Source organism: Enterococcus casseliflavus NBRC 100478, from assembly GCF_001544095.1.
Classification (GTDB): Bacteria; Bacillota; Bacilli; order Lactobacillales; family Enterococcaceae; genus Enterococcus_D; species Enterococcus_D casseliflavus.
In genome coordinates this window covers 38,813-58,322 of record NZ_BCPT01000016.1, presented here as the reverse complement: position 1 = coordinate 58,322, position 19,510 = coordinate 38,813, and the positions used below count along the sequence as shown (strand labels likewise).

The 19,510-nt window shown below is 36.9% G+C and carries 15 protein-coding genes and 2 pseudogenes; 15 read left to right on the top strand and 2 right to left on the bottom strand.

All coding sequences use genetic code 11. The annotated features are described in order from the left end of the window. Positions 1-24: 24 nt before the first annotated feature. On the top strand, positions 25-2,208 hold the full coding sequence (locus tag ECA1_RS13220; RefSeq protein ID WP_002343072.1) for an alpha-galactosidase: 2,184 nt from the start codon (positions 25-27) through the stop codon (positions 2,206-2,208). A gap of 65 nt (positions 2,209-2,273) precedes the next feature. Here ECA1_RS13220 and ECA1_RS13215 read toward each other — a convergent pair whose 3' ends face one another. After that, positions 2,274-2,954, bottom strand: a complete 681-nt coding sequence (locus ECA1_RS13215) for an IS6-like element ISS1N family transposase (RefSeq protein WP_060792731.1) — start codon at positions 2,952-2,954, stop codon at positions 2,274-2,276. Positions 2,955-3,004: 50 nt separating this feature from the next. Here ECA1_RS13215 and ECA1_RS13210 point away from each other — a divergent pair, with 50 nt between their 5' ends. From ECA1_RS13210 to ECA1_RS13170, 9 genes and pseudogenes are all read left to right on the top strand, one after another. Beyond that, entirely contained in the window at positions 3,005-3,307 is a 303-nt protein-coding gene (locus tag ECA1_RS13210; protein WP_060792730.1) for a hypothetical protein, read from the top strand. 445 nt (positions 3,308-3,752) lie between these two features. Next, a pseudogene (locus tag ECA1_RS13205) lies at positions 3,753-4,150 on the top strand (recombinase family protein); the annotation flags it as partial. Next, positions 4,116-5,354, top strand: a pseudogene (locus ECA1_RS13200) (DNA topoisomerase); the annotation flags it as partial. The pseudogenes ECA1_RS13205 and ECA1_RS13200, both read left to right, overlap by 35 nt. A 147-nt stretch (positions 5,355-5,501) precedes the next feature. Further along, complete coding sequence (locus ECA1_RS13195) at positions 5,502-7,292, top strand: sigma-54-dependent Fis family transcriptional regulator (protein WP_010731439.1); 1,791 nt, start codon at positions 5,502-5,504, stop codon at positions 7,290-7,292. Positions 7,293-7,647: 355 nt separating this feature from the next. Continuing rightward, positions 7,648-9,000 (top strand): dihydrolipoyl dehydrogenase, encoded by a 1,353-nt coding sequence (gene lpdA / locus ECA1_RS13190; RefSeq protein WP_060792729.1) that lies wholly within the window; start codon positions 7,648-7,650, stop codon positions 8,998-9,000. 16 nt (positions 9,001-9,016) lie between these two features. After that, complete coding sequence (locus ECA1_RS13185) at positions 9,017-9,985, top strand: thiamine pyrophosphate-dependent dehydrogenase E1 component subunit alpha (RefSeq protein ID WP_010731441.1); 969 nt, start codon at positions 9,017-9,019, stop codon at positions 9,983-9,985. A gap of 24 nt (positions 9,986-10,009) precedes the next feature. Next, on the top strand, positions 10,010-11,041 hold the full coding sequence (locus tag ECA1_RS13180) for an alpha-ketoacid dehydrogenase subunit beta (RefSeq protein ID WP_002405048.1): 1,032 nt from the start codon (positions 10,010-10,012) through the stop codon (positions 11,039-11,041). A gap of 17 nt (positions 11,042-11,058) precedes the next feature. Further along, on the top strand, positions 11,059-12,264 hold the full coding sequence (locus tag ECA1_RS13175; RefSeq protein WP_060792728.1) for a dihydrolipoamide acetyltransferase family protein: 1,206 nt from the start codon (positions 11,059-11,061) through the stop codon (positions 12,262-12,264). A gap of 301 nt (positions 12,265-12,565) precedes the next feature. Beyond that, positions 12,566-13,615 carry a 2,3-butanediol dehydrogenase gene (locus ECA1_RS13170; protein ID WP_025188186.1) on the top strand — a complete coding sequence of 350 codons (1,050 nt, stop codon included), beginning with the start codon at positions 12,566-12,568 and terminating at the stop codon, positions 13,613-13,615. 265 nt (positions 13,616-13,880) lie between these two features. Here ECA1_RS13170 and ECA1_RS13165 read toward each other — a convergent pair whose 3' ends face one another. Next, positions 13,881-15,176, bottom strand: a complete 1,296-nt coding sequence (locus tag ECA1_RS13165) for an ISL3-like element ISEfa5 family transposase (RefSeq protein ID WP_002326809.1) — start codon at positions 15,174-15,176, stop codon at positions 13,881-13,883. A 194-nt stretch (positions 15,177-15,370) separates the two neighbouring features. Between ECA1_RS13165 and ECA1_RS13160 the strand changes: the two genes are divergently transcribed. The 5 genes from ECA1_RS13160 to ECA1_RS13145 all read left to right on the top strand — a co-directional run bounded on the left by ECA1_RS13160 (position 15,371) and on the right by ECA1_RS13145 (position 19,349). Further along, a complete protein-coding gene (locus ECA1_RS13160; RefSeq protein ID WP_002329884.1) occupies positions 15,371-16,054 on the top strand; it encodes an IS6-like element IS1216 family transposase in 684 nt (227 codons plus the stop codon). 379 nt (positions 16,055-16,433) lie between these two features. Next, the gene (locus ECA1_RS17490) at positions 16,434-16,601 is read left to right on the top strand and encodes a hypothetical protein (RefSeq protein ID WP_155642947.1); all 168 of its coding nucleotides are present in this window, start codon (positions 16,434-16,436) and stop codon (positions 16,599-16,601) included. Between the two features lie 91 nt (positions 16,602-16,692). Further along, the gene (locus tag ECA1_RS13155; RefSeq protein WP_236596034.1) at positions 16,693-17,028 is read left to right on the top strand and encodes a hypothetical protein; all 336 of its coding nucleotides are present in this window, start codon (positions 16,693-16,695) and stop codon (positions 17,026-17,028) included. Next, positions 17,025-17,594, top strand: a complete 570-nt coding sequence (locus ECA1_RS13150; RefSeq protein WP_060792727.1) for a hypothetical protein — start codon at positions 17,025-17,027, stop codon at positions 17,592-17,594. The genes ECA1_RS13155 and ECA1_RS13150 overlap by 4 nt, the downstream gene beginning before the upstream one ends. Before the next feature lie 6 nt (positions 17,595-17,600). Then, a complete protein-coding gene (locus ECA1_RS13145) occupies positions 17,601-19,349 on the top strand; it encodes a BglG family transcription antiterminator (protein ID WP_060792726.1) in 1,749 nt (582 codons plus the stop codon). The last annotated feature ends 161 nt before the right edge of the window (positions 19,350-19,510 follow it).

The following is a 19,510-nucleotide window of genomic DNA, read 5'->3' as shown; positions in this document are numbered from 1 at the left end:
CATTATAAAGGAGTTCATAAACTTATGATTATATTTGACAATCACACACAAACATTTCATTTACAAAATAAAAAAATTAGCTATCTATTAGGAATCGAAGAAAATAATTATTTAACGCATCTTTATTTTGGAAAAAAGATTACGCACTATTCTGGTGGGTATCGCTACCCCCGAACAGATCGTTCCTTCTCACCCAACAATGCAAATGCGCAAGATCGTTTATTATCTTTAGATACATTACCATTAGAATTTCCAGGATATGGACATGGTGATTTTAGAGAACCGGCGCATAATATTAAATTAGGAAACGGTAGTCGTGTAAATGATTTTCGTTATGATAGCTACGAAATTCAAAAAGGAAAGCCCAGCTTAGCGGGATTGCCAGCCTTATATACGGAAGATGATGATGAAGCTGAAACGCTGATTATTCAATTGAAAGACGCGATTAGTGGATTGACTTTACAGTTGTTCTACACAATTTATCAAAATCACAGTGTAATTATTCGTTCTACGCAATTAGTAAATAATAGTGATGAAACAGTGGAGATTAACCGCTTAGCTAGTCAATCAATTGATTTTTCAAATCGTCCACTCGAGTTAATTCATTTAAATGGTACCTGGGCAAGAGAACGTCAAATGACTAGAGAAAAAATTCATACAGGGATAAAAGTATTAGATAGTAAACGCGGATCAAGCAGCCATCAACAAAATCCGTTTGTTGCTTTAGTAGATGCCAAAACAGATGAATTTCAAGGAGAGGCATATGGATTTAATTTAGTTTATAGCGGTAATCACGAAACGGTGATTCAAAAAGATCCATTTGACCAAACACGGGTCATTATGGGAATTAATTCATTTAATTTTGGTTGGCAACTAAAAACTGGCGACTCATTTCAAACGCCAGAAGTCGTGATGGTTTATAGTAATGAAGGTCTGAATACGTTATCACAGACGTATCATGAATTGTATAATCACCGTTTAATTCGTGGAAACTATCGTTTACAAGAACGTCCCACGTTAATCAACAACTGGGAAGCAACGTATTTTGATTTTAACGAAGAAAAAATCATGAATATTGTCGATGATGCGAAGAACTTGGGCATTGAAATGTTTGTTTTAGATGATGGTTGGTTTGGCGGTCGTGAAAATGACTTCACTTCATTAGGTGATTGGGTTGAAACAGAAGGCAAACTTGCTTGTGGTTTGGAAAATTTAGCCAAGCAAGTGCATGATAACGGGATGAAATTTGGGATTTGGTTTGAACCGGAAATGATTTCTGAAGATAGTGAACTATTTCGAGCACATCCAGATTGGGCATTGGGTATTCCAGGTCGTGACCGCTCAATTAGTCGAAATCAATATGTTCTTGATTTTTCAAGACAAGATGTTCGTGATAATATCTATCAACAAATGACGGCGATTTTTGATCGTGTACCGATTGATTATGTGAAGTGGGATATGAATCGAAATATGACAGAAGTCTATTCTGTCTTGTTGGACTCAACGATGCAAGGTGAAGTGGCTCATCGTTATATGTTAGGGTTATATGAATTTTTAGAAAAGTTAACAACGAATTATCCAACTATTTTATTTGAAAGTTGTTCGGGTGGAGGCGGTCGTTTTGATGCAGGTTTCTTGTATTACATGCCACAAACTTGGACGAGCGACAATACCGATGCCGTGGCTCGTCTGAAAATTCAATATGGAACCAGCTTAGTGTATCCAATTTCAAGTATGGGTGCGCATGTTTCAGCAGTCCCAAATCATCAAACAGGAAGAGAAACGAGTTTAACTATTCGTGGCAATGCTGCGATGGCTGGTGTTTTTGGTTATGAGCTAGATCTAACGCAATTAACTTCTGAAGAAAAAGCAGAAATTAAAGAACAAGTTGCCTTTTATAAAAAGCATCGCCAACTTTTGCAATATGGAACTTTTTATCGCTTGGAAAGTCCGTTTGAAGGCAATGATACTGCATGGATGTTTGTCTCAAAAGACCAAACAGAAGCCATGGTCTTTTATTTCCGAGTATTAGCAGAAGCTGCGCATCCATTAGTCACATTGAAATTAGCAGGATTAGCAGAAGAAGCAACTTATCAAATGGAAGATGTAACATTTGCTGGCGATGAATTGATGAATCTCGGTTTTTATATTGACTCAGAACTACATGGTGATTATGCGACACAACGCTTTTATTTGAAACAGATATAGTAGCTTGAATTGGTTCTGTTGCGAAGTTTGAAAATCAAACGCGCCCTCTCTGAACTCCAAATATCTTAGGCTGTTATTCCCATTAATACCTTGATTTCAGTAGACACCGAAAAGCCGAAGAGCGTTCCATTTCTTCGGTTCTTTTTATATATTCCTCGAATGGTCTCCATGCCCTTAATCGTGGAAGAGGCTGTACGGAGACTTTGATAAAATTTATTCCGTCGTTTAATAGGTCGATGGTCTTGTTCTATTAAATTGTTAAGATACTTCACAGTTCGGTGCTCTGTCTTAGTATATAAACCCACACTCTGTAACTTTCTAAAGGCGGAGCCAAGAGAAGGTGCTTTATCGGTCACAATTGCTTTCGGCTCACCAAACTGTTTATGGAGTCGTTTTAAGAAAGCATAGGCTGCTTGCGTATCCCGTTTCTTTCGTAACCAGATATCTAAGGTTAAGCCGTCCGCATCAATTGCACGATAAAGATAATGCCAACGTCCCTTAATTTTGATATAGGTTTCGTCCATTTTCCATGAATAGAAGGATTGTCTATTTTTCTTCTTCCAAGGATAATAGAGGACTTTGCTGTACTCTTGCACCCAACGATAAATCGTAGTATGACAAACATTTATTCCACGATCATATAACAATTCCTGAACTTCACGATAGCTTAGATTGTAACGCAGGTAGTAACCAACAGCGACAATAATGACGTCTTTTTTGAATTGTTTGCCTTTAAAATGATTCATTACTCTGTCCTCTCTGTTTTTTTTCTCAATTTTACACTAAAATAGATTTTTTGGAAAACTTTGCAACAGAACCTTTTATAATTATAGTTTGGTTCATCTTTGAATTAGTTGCTAATATCGCCGATATATATGCAAGTGATAAAATAAACAGTAGTCTCTTTACAGAGATAGGGAAAAGACTTTCCAAATTTAGAATTATGATTGCAATAGGTAATGTTTTAGGGCAATTTATAGTAAGTCGTATTTGGGATCAATTCGGAATGAGTATGAGTTTTTATTTTTCAAGTATTATTTTAATTCTATTATCTTTTGTTATTTTGCTAAAAAATGAAAAGCATTTTGAGAAAAACTGAAATAAAAACTTGCCCCCTGCTGAAAAAGCGAAGGGGGTTTTTTATTTTATTTTGTGGCAATAAATTTGCCACAAACAGCACTTAAAAAATGAGCGAAAACGGGCGAAGTCCAAGCGATATTTTTTTACTCGGAAATCGAAGATTGACGAACGATCTTGACCTTGCTTTTAGCCGTCACTTGTGAATTTCAAAAATTCGCCTTGTGAAGGCTTATTTGTTGCACGATACAACTTGTGAAATCCGGCTGGTTCACAATCTATACCTGTCATTTTTCTAGATAAATGGCATAAATTTTCAGCGCTAAGTGACAAAAGCAACTAATTTTTCATGATAGATTTTTAAATATCTCAATCTATCTCCAAAATTAGTTGCTTTTGTAGCTATAGTTGACTATGAATATGACACATAATTAGAAAAAACTGTGCCAATTAAATATAAAAATGACAAATTGATGAATCAAATTCAAATTAAGGGGGCAACCCTGGAAGTCTTAAATTTACCCTCAATGAATGGTATTGAAGATGAAAATTTAAGGCGTTTGATTAATAGCCTTGTCATTGAATTGTACAAGTATCAAGCAGAATCAGAACGAAAAAAAATTAAGGAACGTCAGGCACAGGAAATCGAAATTGCTAAGAAAAAAGGCAAATTCAAAGGTCGGCAACTGAAATTTAAAAAAATGATCCACGTTTAAAGCATGCTTTCGATTTGTTTTTGAATGGTTTATCTGATAAAGAAGTTGAAGAACAAACTGGAATCAATCGCCGAACGTTTAGAAGGTATCGAGCAAGATATAACGTGACAGTAGATCAAAGAAAAAACAAAGAAAAGAGGGATAGTTAATGAGTACGGTTATTTTGAGATCAAAGACCCACTATTTACAGATGAAACGTTTATCACCTTTGGTTTTGGGCATTTAGTGGAATTAGCAGAACCAGGTCATTATGACGAAAAGTGGCAAAATTGGAAACTTGAATCTTTGCCGATTTTTCCTGATCGATACGATTTTGAAGTTGCAAAAGATAAGGGAAAGCAGTTTAAAATTGTTGCAGAACTTCTCAAAAAGGCAAATACAATTATTGTTGCAACAGATAGCGACAGAGAAGGTGAAAATATCGCCTGGTCGATTATCCATAAAGCAAATGCCTTTTCAAAAGATAAAACATTTAAAAGACTATGGATCAATAGCTTAGAAAAAGATGTGATCCGAAGCGGTTTTCAAAATTTGCAACCAGGAATGAATTACTATCCCTTTTATCAAGAAGCGCAAACACGCCAAATTGCCGATTGGTTGATCGGCATGAACGCAAGCCCTTTGTATACGTTAAATTTACAACAGAAAGGCGTACAAGGTACATTTTCACTAGGACGTGTTCAAACGCCCACCTTATACCTTATTTTTCAGCGCCAGGAAGCCATAGAGAATTTTAAAAAAGAACCTTTTTTCGAGGTGGAAGCTAGTATAAAAGTAAACCAAGGGTCATTTAAGGGCGTTCTAAGCCCCACACAGCGTTTTAAAACCCAAGAGGAGCTTTTAGCTTTTGTTTCTTCTAAACAAGCTAAAATAGGCAATCAAGAGGGGATAATTGCTGATGTTCAAACCAAAGAGAAAAAAACGAATAGTCCGAGTCTGTTTTCTTTAAGTAGTTTGCAATCAAAAGTCAATCAGCTTTATAAAGCGACAGCGAGCCAAACTTTAAAAGCTATGCAAGGACTGTATGAAGCAAAATTATTGAGTTATCCAAGAACAGATACACCATTTATTACAGAGAACGAATTTGCTTATTTAAAAGCGGATTTTGGCAAATATAGCGGTTTTTTAGGACTTGATCTTGAAATGGTTCAAACAGAGCCTAGAAAGCGTTATGTGGACGGTAGTAAGGTACAGGAACACCACGCCATTATCCCAACAAAACAAGTACCTACCGAATCTGCATTAGCGAAAATGGACGATTTGCAACGAAAAATTTATGCTTTAGTCGTTAAAACGACCGTTGCCATGTTTTTACCTGATTACTTGTATGAAGAAACCAAGATACAAACGAAGGGGGAAAAACAGACTTTAGACTGAAATAAAAAAAAAAAAGCTTAGTGAATCCATCTCGATTGACAGAATTTAAGGGCAGATAGACTTCCTTTTTTTATTTCACAATCTTGTTGTATAATAGTGTAAAGGATTAAAGGAGATGATTAGATGGAAAAACAAATTTGGAAGCAGTTTGTACAAGGAGAAACGAGAGTCCTAACGCAGCTTCCATCAAAAATAGCTAATTCATGGCAATTCTGTTTACAAAACCATGTGGATCCTTTTTTAGTCAAACCACCAAAAATTTTAACTGCAAGTGACTTAACAACGAAGCAGCAAGAGAATCAAGAACTCATCCAACTTGTTAAAGCGGAATTAAGTAGCATTGAAAAACAGTTTCACTTAACAAATCAACTATTTATTCTAACCGATAATGAAGCAAATATCATTTGGCGAACGGGAAATTATCAAGCAAGAGATTTTGCCAATGAGATTGCCTTTCGTGAAGGAAGTAATTGGTCAGAGTTAGAAGTCGGTACGAATGCTATCGGTCTGGCCTTGCGATCAAAAGAAGATGAGTGTCTTGCTTTGGAAGAACATTACTCGGCAGCATCAAGAAAATGGAGTTGTGCGGCATCACCAATTCTTGATGAAAACAATGAAATTCTCGGAGTCCTAGATATATCAACGTATCAAAACTCGACGGCGAAGGATTCATTTTTACTATTGACGATGCTGACGCAAAAAATATCCAATCAGCTGATGAAACGGCACATTCAACGACGAAATGACTTATTAGAGTACGCAAAGTCTTTTTTAGAAGAAGTTCTTTTTTGTGATGCGCATTTTCGCATTATTCAAGTACCGCCTAGTATGGCAGATCAGTTTCATATAGGGCAGGATATGCGTAAAATCATTAGTCCAGCAATGATTTATGATCAAGAAAGTATTATGCGTAATCGCCAACTAATCGGTTACAAATACAAATTGTATCAAGTGAAAAATGAAAAGGGTAACACACCGACCTATCCAGGTGTAGCTTCTAGAAGTAAGAGTTACCAACAGTTTTTGAATCAGGTTATTAAGGTCTCTACAACGAGTGTGCCAATTCATATTTTTGGCGAGTCAGGTAGTGGAAAGGAAATAATATCGCAGACCATTCACCAAAATAGTCCACAAAAAAATGGCCCTTTGATTGCTATTAATTGTGGGGCTATTAGTGAGAATTTATTGGAAAGTGAGCTTTTTGGCTATGCACCAGGCGCGTTTACTGGCGCCAATGCGAAAGGGTTTGAAGGAAAATTATCACAAGCCAATGGCGGCAGCTTATTTTTAGATGAGATTGATAGTATGCCGGAAAAGATGCAACAATCTTTGCTTCGTGTATTAGAAGACAAGATGGTGACCCCTATTAGTGGAAAACCGGTCATGACTGATTTTCGCTTAATTACGGCAAGTAACAAGGATTTACGGAAGTTGGCCCTAGAAGGCAAGTTCCGAGAAGATCTATTTTATCGCTTATTTGTATGTACGGTCCGCATTCCGCCTCTTAGAGAACGCTTAGAGGATATTGCTCCACTGGTTGACCGATTTATGGTGAGCAATCATTGGGAAATTGATTGGAAGTGGAAGATTGAAAAAGTTGCCAAAGGATATCCTTGGTACGGTAACATCCGGGAGTTCAATAATTTTCTATCGCGAGTGGCGATATTTTACTCTGATTCAGAACCGTCAGAGGATGAATTGAACGCCTTAATTCAAACAGGTAGCATTTACCTAAATCAGGGTTCAACCAATTCCTACGAACCTATCTTTACTAGCAAAATAAAATCAGAAAAACATCGGATTGAAGAAGCGTTAGAAGCGAGCCATTTCAATATGACAAAAACAGCAGAAACATTAAATATCTCACGAGCAACACTGTATCGCAAACTAAAAAAATACGAGTTGTCTTGGTAAATTTTTGTGAAAAAAAGCAAATTGAGAAGAAATTTGTTTTTTTAGCAAAAAAATAGTTTGAAGCAAAAAAAAAAAGAGAAGGAAACTTCTCTTTTTTTTGTGTCTCAGAAACTCGCTAATGAGACAAACTGTATCACATCTTTGTTGCGATTGTGTCTCAAAAAGGTAAGCGATTCCAAAGTGTGTGTTTCAAGATTAAAAATATGGCCGGAGTGATTTGTTGTATAACATCGTAAATCAGTCGTATAGCAAGGATTTGTGAAAGGAGAGATGTTCTCTCTTGTTTCACAAAAAAGTTGGCATGCAACTTGCTTATTACTAGACTGAAAGCGTAATCAATAAGGAGGGACAATTCATGACAAACTATGACTTAATTGTCATTGGCGCTGGACCGGGCGGCTATGTTGCGGCGATTAAAGCTGCACAACTCGGCAAAAAAGTAGCTGTGGTCGAAAAGAATAAAATAGGAGGTACCTGTCTAAATGTGGGCTGTATACCTTCGAAAAGCTATCTGCAACATGCGCATTGGCTCTTATCATTGGAAGAAGGAAAAAAACATGGTGTAGATACTACGCTCAATGCCATAGACTTTTCAAAAATGGTCGATCGAAAAAATGGCGTCGTTCAAACACTGCAATCGGGCATTCAGCATTTGTTTTCGAGTAATAAAATTGATTACATCGAAGGTGAGGCTGCGTTAGTTTCTAAGACGTGCGTCGAGGTAGCTGAGAAAGCATTGCATGCTGAAAAGATTTTATTGGCGACAGGGGGAAAACCTTTTGTGCCACCGATTAATGGGATTGAACACGCACATTATAATACGACCGATACGTTCTTTTCTATGGCTGAATTACCGAAAAAACTTGTCGTTATCGGTGGTGGGATTATTGCAGTGGAGTTGGCATTTGCAATGAAACCATTGGGCGTAGACGTAACGTTATTAGAGGTAGCCAAAGATATTTTACTAACGGAAGATCCAGAAGCGCGCAAAATCATCAAAAAGAAATTGTCAAAAATGGGCATTGCCATTACGACTTCTGCAAAAATTGACCAAGTAACCGATAAGGAAGTCATCGTAGCTGGGAAAGCTGTGGCATATGATCGCTTACTCGTAGCTGCTGGGCGAAAACCAGATTTGACTTTAGCGAGTCAACTGGAGATTGAATTGGATGAAGCAAGCCGTTTCGTTCGCGTAAACAATACGTATCAGACCAGTATTCCAAGTATCTATGCAATAGGCGATGTCATCGGAGGTTATCAATTGGCACATGTTGCCAGTCAAGAAGGGATACGCGCTGTCGAGGCGATGTTTGGTAATGAGAGATTCCCAGTGGATAAAACATCTGTCCCACGTTGTCTTTACACTAGTCCTGAAGTAGCAAGTTTTGGACTATCTGAAGAAGAAGCGAAAGCCCAATATCAAGATGTAGTTGTGAAGATGATGCCTTTTTCAGGAAATGGGAAAGCCATTGCAGCGATGGAAACAGATGGATTTGTCAAAATAATTAGTGAAAAACACTACCATCAAATTCTAGGAGCGGTAATTGTCGGAAGCCATGCAACAGAGATGATTCATACGATTTTAGCTGTAAAAGAAGCAGAAGGAACAATTGATGAGCTTGATGAAATGATTTTTGCCCATCCGACGCTTTCTGAAGTGATTGGTGAGACGAGCAATTCATTATTTGGACGAGCAATTCATGGTTAATAAGGAGGAAAAGAAAATGACAAAAATGACAAAAGATCAAGCAAAATGGATCCTAAAAACAATGTACGATATCCGTAATTTTGAAAACCAAGTGCATGATATTTTTACGACAGGTGAAATTCCAGGATTCGTTCACTTATATGCTGGCGAAGAAGCAATTGCAACAGGCGTCTGTGCGAATTTGACAGATGATGATTATATTACAAGTACGCACCGTGGTCATGGACATTGTATCGCAAAAGGTTGCGACTTAGATGGCATGATGGCTGAAATTTATGGGAAAGAAACAGGCTTAAATAAAGGAAAAGGTGGCTCGATGCATATCGCCGACGTCGGTAAAGGAATGCTTGGGGCTAACGGTATGGTCGGTGGCGGCTTCCCAATCGCTGTCGGAGCGGGCTTACGAAATAAATATCTAAAAACAAAAGATGTTGCGGTATGTTTCTTTGGTGATGGCGCTGCGAATGAAGGGACGTTCCATGAAGGAATTAATATGGCGTCGATTTGGAAATTACCGGTCATTTTTGTTAACGAAAATAACTCATTTGCGGAAGCAACACCGCAATGGTATTCATCCGGTTCTAAAACAATCGCCGAACGTGCAGCAGCATATGGCATTCCCGGTGTAAGAGTGGATGGCGATGACTTGTTTGCAGTCTATGAAGCTACTGGGGAAGCAATCGAGCGTGCACGAAAAGGCGAAGGGCCAACACTGGTTGAATGTGTAACGTATCGTAATTACGGGCACTTTGAAGGTGACGAACAAAAATACAAAAATATAGATGGTGAAGAAAAAAATCGCCAAGACCGCGATTGTATTCCAGAATTTATCGAAAAAGCAATTGCGAAAAAATTATTAACGAAAAAAGAAGCAGAAGAAATTGCTGAAAAATCAACTACTGATATTGCGCATGCCATTAAATTTGCTGAAGAAAGTCCAGTTCCACGCCCAGAAGCATTGTATGAAGATGTATTCGCAGACTAAGCAGAGAAAAAGGAGAGAAGAAACATGACTAGAAAAATTACTTTTATGAAAGCTATTAACGAAGCATTAGAACAATCAATGGAGCGTGACGATCGAGTAATCTTACTTGGTGAAGATATTGCCGGAGGAGCAAAGGTTCCTCACTTAGAAGAGTCAAATGAAGATGCTTGGGGTGGCGTGTTTGGTGTCACAAAAGGTCTGATGCCTAAATTCGGTCGCGAACGTGTGATTGATACACCAATCTCAGAAATGGGCTACATGGGAGCGGCAGTTGGTGCTGCTGCTACAGGATTACGTCCAGTCCCAGAATTGATGTTTAATGATTTTATTGGTTTTTGTTTTGACACAATCTTAGCTCAAGGCTCTAAAATGCGCTATATGTTTGGAGGAAAAGCGAAAATTCCGATGACTGTCCGTACGTGCCATGGTGCAGGCGCAAGTGCCGCTGCTCAACACTCAGGATCATATTATGGCATTTTTGGCTCTATTCCAGCGGTCAAAGTAGTTGTCCCTTCTAACCCTTATGATGCTAAAGGATTACTAACGGCTGCTATCGAAGATGACAACATTGTTATTTTCTCTGAAGATAAGACTCTTTATGGCTTAAAAGGTGAAGTGCCAGAAGAGTACTATACTGTTGAAATCGGAAAAGCAAAAGTAAAACAAGAAGGAACGGATTTGACCATTGTGACTATCGGAAAAATGTTATACGTTGCTCTTGAAGTGGCAGATAAATTAGCGAAAGATGGCATCTCTGTAGAAGTAATCGACTTGGTTACTGTAGCACCGTGGGATCAAGAAACGATTATTCAGTCAGTGAAGAAGACAGGTCGTTTAATCGTGATTGACGAAGCCAATCCCCATAATAATACTGCGACAGATATTGCATCTATCGTCGGAGACAAAGCATTTGATTATCTAGATGGACCAATTAAATGTGTCTGTGCACCAAATACACCCGTACCATTTGCTACAAACTTAGAACAATTATACTTACCAAATGCAGACCGTGTATTAGAAACTGCAAATGAATTAATCGCGGACTTAAAGAAATAAGAGGAGGTGGATAGTGAATGGCAACAGAAATTACAATGCCTAAATTAGGGCTTACAATGACAGAAGGAACCGTCGACAATTGGGCGAAAAAAGAAGGCGATGCCGTTAGTAAAGGTGAAGTTGTATGTACAATTAGTTCTGAAAAACTAAGCTACGACATTGAATCGTCAGTAGATGGAACATTGATTAAAATTTTGGTAGCAGAAGGCGATGATGCGGAATGTACTGCGCCAATCGGCTATATCGGAGAGCCAGGTGAACAAGTAAGCGGGGAGGCTTCACCAGCTGAACCTACTTCTGCTCCAGTAGAGGAAAATAAGGCAACAAGTGAGGAACCAAAAGCACAAGCGGCACCCGAAAGAAAAGCAGGTGAACGTATCTTTATTACACCATTAGCACGCAAATTAGCTGCTGAAAAAGGATTTGATATTGCCCAAATTAATGGCTCAGGTGGCAATGGTCGAATTACTCGACGCGATGTACAGCGTCAACAACCAAGTGTGGAGACTACTATTGCAGCCGCATCTTCAACCGTCGGAGCTGGCTTAAAAGGTATGCGTAAGACAATCGCTGAACGTATGATGCATAGCTTACAATCTACAGCACAAGTAACCATCCAACAAAAAGCAGATATTACGAATTTATTAGCATTCAAGAAAGAATTGCAATCTAAATCGAGTGTTCCATTGAAGGATGGTCAATTAAGTATTACGACCTTGCTTTCAAAAGCAGTCATCTTGGCTTTGAAAGAAACACCAGATATGAATGCCTGGTATCAAGATGGTTCTTATGAAAAACAAGAGGCAGTTCATCTTGGAATGGCCGTTGCCGTTGCAGATGGCCTAGTTGTACCAGTCCTTGAAGACGCTGATCGCATGACGCTTACTGAATTAGGTAAGACCTTAAATAGTCGGATTACCGAAGCTCGTGATGGGTCGTTAGCTGGCAAGCATTATTCAGGTTCGACCTTTACGATCAGTAATCTTGGCAAGAGTGGAGCAGAGTACTTCACACCAATCATCAATACACCAGAAATTGGTATCTTAGGTGTTGGGTCAATGCAAAGCCAATTAGCATTTGATGAAAATCGCGAAGTAGTTGAGTTGAAGAAATTACCATTAAGCTTGACATTCGATCATCAAATCTTAGACGGTTCACCAGCTGCAGAATTTTTAGGCCGCATCATTTTCTACTTGGAAAATCCGTATAGTTTAGTATTCTAAAAGGTTTATTCGTATTTAAGGTCGTGTGTCAGAAGTTCTACTATAAGTGAAAAGACAGAAAAATCAAAAGTTGGAAAGGCAACTTCTGGTTTTTCTGTCTTTTCCATTCGAAGCATACGATACATCGTGATACGTTTTGTAACATGATGTTTCATAAAACTTTCCGATTTGTTACAGTGTTTCTAAGAAAGTACGATTTTATCAACTGTTTTAATTTTGGCACGCTTTTTGCTCATTATCTAAGTGCTTCACATGTTTTGAAGGAAACGTGATGAATGAATGATGCATGGAGGAACGTCAAATGAAAGCAGCAGTATGGTATGGACAAAAAGATGTCCGTGTAGAAGATGTCGAAGTAAAGGCGTGTGAACCAGATGAAGTTCGAGTAAAAGTAGCATTTACTGGGATTTGTGGTTCAGACTTACATGAATTTTTAGAAGGACCAATTTTTATTCCCGTTGATCAACCAGATCCATTTGCAAAAGGTCAAGCGCCTTTAACGATGGGGCATGAATTTTCTGGAACGATTGAAGAAGTTGGTTCACAAGTGAAGGATGTAAAAGTTGGCGATCGTGTAGCTATTTTTCCTACGATGTCAAATGAAGCAAAAGTTGAAGAAGTTGATTTGTATGATGGCTATAACTTTATTGGCTTGGCAAGAGATGGCGGCTTCGCTGAATATTGTACCGTTCCAGAACATTACGTGTACAAATTGCCAGATGAAATGTCTTTTGAAGAAGGAGCTTTAGTTGAACCAACAGCGGTTGCTGTACAAGCGTGTAAAGAAGGCGGCGTAAAATTTGGTGACAAAGTTGCTATTTTTGGAGCCGGCCCAATCGGATGTTTAGTGGCTGCTGCTGCCAAGGCTGCTGGTGCGGTGGATATTATCGTTTGTGATTTGTCAGAAGAACGTTTAGAAAAAGCCAAAGAATTAGGTGCGACAGTCACATTGAATTCAGGAAAAGTAAATGTTGTTGAGGAAATCCGTGCGATGACAAACGGTGGGGTCGATGTTGCTTTTGAAGTTGCGGGCGTTGAAGTAACAGTCAAACAAGCGATAGATGTTACGAAAGCACGCGGCATGATGGTCATTGTGTCTATTTTTGCTCATGAAATATCTTGGCACCCAATGCAATTGATTAACTCTGGTGTGAAAATCACTTCGACCATTGCCTATACCCGTACGACATTTGCCCAAACAATTCAAGCGATTGCAAGTGGTCAATTAGCTGTTGATCCAGTGATTACAAGAAAAATTGAATTAGAAGAAATTGTGGAAGAAGGCTTTGGTCTTTTGACTAGAGACAAATCACAATCGAAAATCTTAGTAGACATTCAAAAAGGTCGCTAATTAAAAATTAGGCCGCATAATGGCGATTATGTGGCCACCCTACCACAAAGATTGAAGCTGAAAAGCTCCAAGTAAAAGGTCCTGAAAATTCGAAAGTTGTTGTTCAAACTTTTGGATTTTCGGGACTTTTTGCTTGGAACTAATTTTGGGTCGCCGTGACGATTTTAAAAGACAGATTTTTTTGGCTCTTTGTCAATAAGGACTGATGGGTTGTACAAAATCAAATCTGGGTCAGAATGAACCTCATTCTGGCTCAGATTTTTTGTTATCTTACTTTGATTAATTGATTGATCAAAAAGATTCTAATTCTCATGTTCTCAAATGATTTAAATCCGTAGGATACTCGTTTCATTGTCTTTATATGGGTATTCTTCGCTTCTATTTTTCCATTGGTGTAAGGATAGATCATCGCGTTGGTGATGCCTTCTTCATAGGTCAGAAGGTTTTGGAGCTTTTCCCGAAAGCCGTCATCTAACGTTTCGGGAAGTTCTGCCAATAAGGAGAAAAATAAGTCAGGGTCTTTGTCTCGAAAGGCTTCAACTAATTCATGAAAATAGGGATACGCCTCCTTCAGGGACGTAGAAAAGCCAAGCAATCGATCAATCATCATCGCTTCCGTAAGAAATGGGTATTTTGGTGCTCGAAAACTTTTCCATGTTTTGTATTCATAATGGTTGATGTTTGCACGATTTTTTAGCAAAAAGCGCCAGTTCTTTTTCAGTTTTTCTGCCTGACTTTTCTGTCCTACTTTACGAAGTTCATTCATTTCACGGATACGCAACTCATTAAAGGCTTGATTCATGTGTTTGATAATATGAAACCGATCAATCACTACTTTCGCATTTGGCAGAATACGTTTGGTAAGCTGGAAGTAGGCGGCGTTCATGTCTGTGACTAAAAATTTTACTTCTTCAGGATTAGTGCAGCCTAAGAAATAGCTTGTTAATCGAGGCAATTTACGCGTAGGCAAGACATCAATTAATTGTCCTGTTTCGCCATCTGCGCAAATAAAGCTCATTTTATCTTCTATGGAAGCGTGCGAACGAAATTCATCAACCATCAATACTCTGGGGAGAATCCTCTTAGATTGCTTTGGTAAGTAGCTTTTAAACTCTTTCAACGTACGAATAACGGTGGTCAAAGATACCTGACAATTTTTCGCAATAAAAGATAAAGATACTTTTTCAGTCAGTAAAGAAGCAATTTTATATCTGACATGATTCGCGATTGAATGTCTGGGTTGAACAAAATAACTTTGAGCCGTCCAATGGGTTCGACAGTTTTTACAGGTATAGCGCTGCTTTTTTAAGCGCATAACCAAAGGCATGTGATTGTATTGTTCAAAGCGGACAATCGTTTCCTTCTTCCCATTTTTCACTACAATTACTTTCCCGTTTCCATCTACCACAGTAGAACCACAATTTCTACAGGTATGGGGAGCAGGTGAGAAAACAGCATCGACGATCAACGTCTTTTTCTTCTGAAAGGTCTCGTAAGAGACCTCTGTAATCATCAAATCTTTCTCTATTAATCGCAGCATTTTTTTGATAGAATCATTCATATAGCATATCGTCCTCTCAGTTGTTTATTTTGTCGTGATTTAATCATACTAGAGAACGATATGTTTTTTAATACCTAAAATAAAAATGGGGCTGAAGAATCAATTCTGATTCATCAGTCCGGTTCTGTTGCAAAGTTTTAAATCTACTATCAAATAAGGTAGAATAATAGAAAAAGATAGCAGGAGGAATGACGATGAATCATTTTAAAGGAAAGCAATTTCAGCAGGATGTGATTATTGTAGCCGTGGGCTACTATCTTCGTTATAACCTTAGCTATCGTGAAGTTCAAGAAATCTTATATGATCGTGGCATTAACGTTTCTCATACGACGATTTATCGTTGGGTGCAAGAATATGGCAAACTACTCTATCAAATTTGGAAAAAGAAAAATAAAAAATCCTTTTATTCATGGAAAATGGATGAAACGTACATCAAAATTAAAGGAAAATGGCATTATTTGTATCGAGCCATCGATGCAGATGGTTTAACCTTGGATATTTGGTTACGTAAAAAACGGGACACACAAGCAGCCTATGCTTTTCTTAAGCGGTTAGTGAAGCAGTTTGATGAACCGAAGGTTGTAGTCACAGATAAAGCCCCCTCTATTACAAGTGCCTTTAAGAAACTAAAAGAATACGGCGGCTTTTATCAAGGGACAGAACATCGTACCATTAAATACCTGAATAATTTGATTGAACAAGACCATCGTCCAGTAAAGAGACGCAATAAATTCTATCGAAGTTTACGCACTGCCTCTACCACGATTAAAGGCATGGAAGCCATTCGAGGATTATATAAGAAAACCCGAAAAGAAGGAACTCTCTTCGGGTTTTCGGTCTGTACTGAAATCAAGGTATTATTGGGAATCCCAGCTTAAATCATAGATACCGTAAGGGATTTTATTCTTTATTTAAAACTTTGCAACAGAACCGCTTTGTTTTTATGTTCATAATCTCGAAAAAAATTAACTGTTCATTTAAAATTCAGAATTATTAGTATTAGGGAAAATCTTGGATGGGGTCAGAAACTTAAAGGTTTTTGACTTTTTTTTATTCCTTGTCAATTAGCTCTTTCATTAGCCCAATAAATTAGGTCAGAAAGTTTTTTTAAGGGTGCAAAGAGGACGGTCTTTTTAGTATAAAGAAAAAAAATACTCAAATGTAGTCTTTAAATGGTATTCATATGTAGTAAAATATATATAATTATGTGAACTTAAAAATTTAAGGGGGAAATATAATGGAAGAAAAAAATGGTATTTGGCAGATGGTGAGCAAGCATTAGACGATTTCGGTTTTGATAGTGTAGATGAACTATTAGCACATTATAATATTGATGGAAACCCTCAAAAAGTAGAGTTGGTGTTATTTGATAGTGATGATAAAGTACTGGATCATGATTACTACAATACAAAGGATGTCTTTTAAAGATTATATCGATCAAAAAGGCTCCGAGTTGATCAAGTGAGGACTATTGATCTACCTCGGAACCAAAATGAAAATATGAAAGGAAGATAATATGCCTAAAATAAAAACAGAAAAATTAGTATTGATTACTAAGCGATGCTTGTTCTATCATTCAGTTGATATAAACTTAGTCGGCTCTGTACTAAGCGAGTACCATAACCACGCTGTTGTTATAACTGAACACTTTGTTTGGGAAGATCCCTTTGATGATGGAGGATTCTGGTGTCCTTCCGGTAGTAAATACGAAACATATCCTGATCATGCGAACATGAACGATCGTGAAACACAAGAATTAATAGAGTTTTTCGAAGCGTATAATATCAAGTATCAAGTTGACGGTCAAATTTTAGAAGAACTAGAAGAGTTGTATTTGGGGGCGAATAGATGACGTATCCCGTATATCGTTTTATTCAAGAAGATTTAAAAATGACCGTGTACAGATTTGCTGAGGAAAGCTTAATCAATCAAAGAACACTATCCTCTTGGAAACAACGTGATCGGTCGATCTCTAGTTTGCCAATTCAGTTAATTGATGAATTGGCATATATTTCCGGTTTTTCTATATCGGATATTCGCAGTAAGTTGTTCGTATATGAATTAGAAGATTTTGGATCAAAAATTTTACCCTTTGAGGCAGCAAAACACATGATCGACGAAGAAAAAAATACTAAATATAATCAATTTACTGAGGCGGGAGAAAAATTTGGTCGGAATCTAAAACAGAATGGCCCTAAAGCCAAAGAAAGTATTAAGAAGTTGAATCGATATAATCCAAAAACAAAAGATGCTCCACTAGACGAATTTTTAGAACAGTATTTAAAAATTTGTTCAGCTTATCAAATACCAGCGTTCAGTGAATTTACGACGATAAGTAATGATGAAGAAAAATATGGACTGATTAATCAGTTTTTGATAGCAGCTTGGAATGCAACGTTTGATGAAAAAGAAGGATGATAATCAATGGACCTTACTGAAAGGCAAATTCAGATAATTACTCATTTAAGGAACTATCAAGATTGGATTTCTAGCGAGAAAATCGCAAATCTTATACAAACAAATAAACGAACCGTACAGATTGAATTAAAAGAACTGATGGAAAATTTAGAGATTGATATAATCACTAACAAACAACTCGGTTATAAACTTGAAAATTTAACAGAGGGGATGAAAAAAAAACTCTCTAATCATGTAGGCGTTCAAAAGGTTTATGCTTCTATGAATGAAAGAGCCAGCAATTTAATTATTTTTCTTCTGTTTCAATCAGATTATGTTAGCATGCAGAAATTAGCAGATGTATTTTTTCTTTCAAAAACTGCGATTTCACTTGAGATCAGAACTATACAGAGATGGCTGTATCGCAGACCGCATCTTGAATTGGATATCTCTGGTTATAAAGGTGTTAAAATTATTTCTACAGAGGATTCAAAACGTATATTTGCGTCTCTGGTAAGCAATGAATTGAGAATACAAAGTGCCTTTCTTCCTCAAAATATAGTTCAAAGATTTAATTATCTTTATCCAAAAATAAAAAAGTTACTACAAAATTTCCTGTTGGAAAAACAGTACATTGTTTCAGGTGAAGATTTTTATCGTTTTGGAAGGTATATTACATTTATTATAATCAGAAGTGAGATTGGATTTAATATAGATTGTTCTGATAAAATAAAATGCAATGAACAGGATAAGCTAGAAAAATTTGTTCAACTAATAGAAAAAGAGACTGGATACCGATTTAGCAGTGAAGAGAAATATTTTTTAGTTAAACATTTTCTTGAACTCAATCAATTAGATTATGATATGTCGAACAATCAGGATTTATATAGTAAATTAGCTCAGTTTGAAACCAAAATAGCAATTACACTTGGGATTCCCAAAGAAACTATAAATTTTAGAACAGATTCAATAGTTAATCATATAAAAACAATGCTAAATAGAATCGAATCAGGGAATAATATTCTTAATCATTTTGCTTCTAAAACTCTCCATGAATTTCCATTAGAGGCATATCTAATACGTAAAATTTTTCCGGAAGTTTTCGAAGTTTTACCCAATTTAGCAGAAAGTTCTTATTTAGTCTTATACTTAGGAGATGCCCTTAGAAAATATAAAAGAAATGTAAAGGTCCTTCTATTAACAAATCACTCAACAAGTATGATCAATTCAACACACTATAAAATAAATGAAATGCTCAATTTTTGTACCAGTACAATCCAGACGGAACCGCTCTACCAATTTGAAACACATCCAGAGACATTTTATGAATATGATATACATTTGTCTACTGAACAAGAAATACTTTTTCGGATGGAAGACTTTGTCTATTTACCTAGTTTAATGAGTAAAGAAGAGCAGAAAGAACTTGCTACTAGAATGCAGAAACTTCTTTGGAAAAAGGAAAATCAGCTTAAAATTGATCTATTGAAAAAATACTTTCCTAATGAGAACAAGTTTGTTATGGAAGATAAAAGTATAGAGCCAATTTTCACTTTTATAAAAGACCCAGTTAATACGTCTTTCCCTATTAATGATAATACACTTTTCGTCTGCAACTTGTTTTCTGGAGAGAAAACTTTTATAAAACAATATGAGTTAAAGCATAGGTTGAAAATCGATCATAGAGATATCAAAAGAATTATTTTTGCTCAGTATAATGATGAGTTTGAGAATATATTTACCTTCTTTCAAACAATCGCTGAGTACATTTTTTAAAAATTAAGAATCGTAGGTCTTTAAATAAAGACTTACGATTTTTTTTTCGTTAAATAAAATTATCTAGTATTAATGAATTTATTTGAATGGCTGTTTCTCCATTTTTACCATATATTTGGGTTGTAAGATATCTTGCAACAATGATTAGTTTTTAACAAATT

Bases quoted from the DNA above. Each gene is read 5' to 3' on its own strand.
- ECA1_RS13185 (WP_010731441.1), top strand. From the start codon at position 9,017: ATGACAAAAATGACAAAAGATCAAGCAAAATGGATCCTAAAAACAATG.
- ECA1_RS13195 (WP_010731439.1), top strand. From the start codon at position 5,502: ATGGAAAAACAAATTTGGAAGCAGTTTGTACAAGGAGAAACGAGAGTC.
- ECA1_RS13155 (WP_236596034.1), top strand. From the start codon at position 16,693: ATGCCTAAAATAAAAACAGAAAAATTAGTATTGATTACTAAGCGATGC.
- ECA1_RS13215 (WP_060792731.1), bottom strand. From the start codon at position 2,954: ATGAATCATTTTAAAGGCAAACAATTCAAAAAAGACGTCATTATTGTC.
- ECA1_RS13170 (WP_025188186.1), top strand. From the start codon at position 12,566: ATGAAAGCAGCAGTATGGTATGGACAAAAAGATGTCCGTGTAGAAGAT.
- ECA1_RS13160 (WP_002329884.1), top strand. From the start codon at position 15,371: ATGAATCATTTTAAAGGAAAGCAATTTCAGCAGGATGTGATTATTGTA.
- ECA1_RS13220 (WP_002343072.1), top strand. From the start codon at position 25: ATGATTATATTTGACAATCACACACAAACATTTCATTTACAAAATAAA.
- ECA1_RS13175 (WP_060792728.1), top strand. From the start codon at position 11,059: ATGGCAACAGAAATTACAATGCCTAAATTAGGGCTTACAATGACAGAA.
- ECA1_RS13145 (WP_060792726.1), top strand. From the start codon at position 17,601: ATGGACCTTACTGAAAGGCAAATTCAGATAATTACTCATTTAAGGAAC.
- lpdA (WP_060792729.1), top strand. From the start codon at position 7,648: ATGACAAACTATGACTTAATTGTCATTGGCGCTGGACCGGGCGGCTAT.
- ECA1_RS13150 (WP_060792727.1), top strand. From the start codon at position 17,025: ATGACGTATCCCGTATATCGTTTTATTCAAGAAGATTTAAAAATGACC.
- ECA1_RS13180 (WP_002405048.1), top strand. From the start codon at position 10,010: ATGACTAGAAAAATTACTTTTATGAAAGCTATTAACGAAGCATTAGAA.
- ECA1_RS13165 (WP_002326809.1), bottom strand. From the start codon at position 15,176: ATGAATGATTCTATCAAAAAAATGCTGCGATTAATAGAGAAAGATTTG.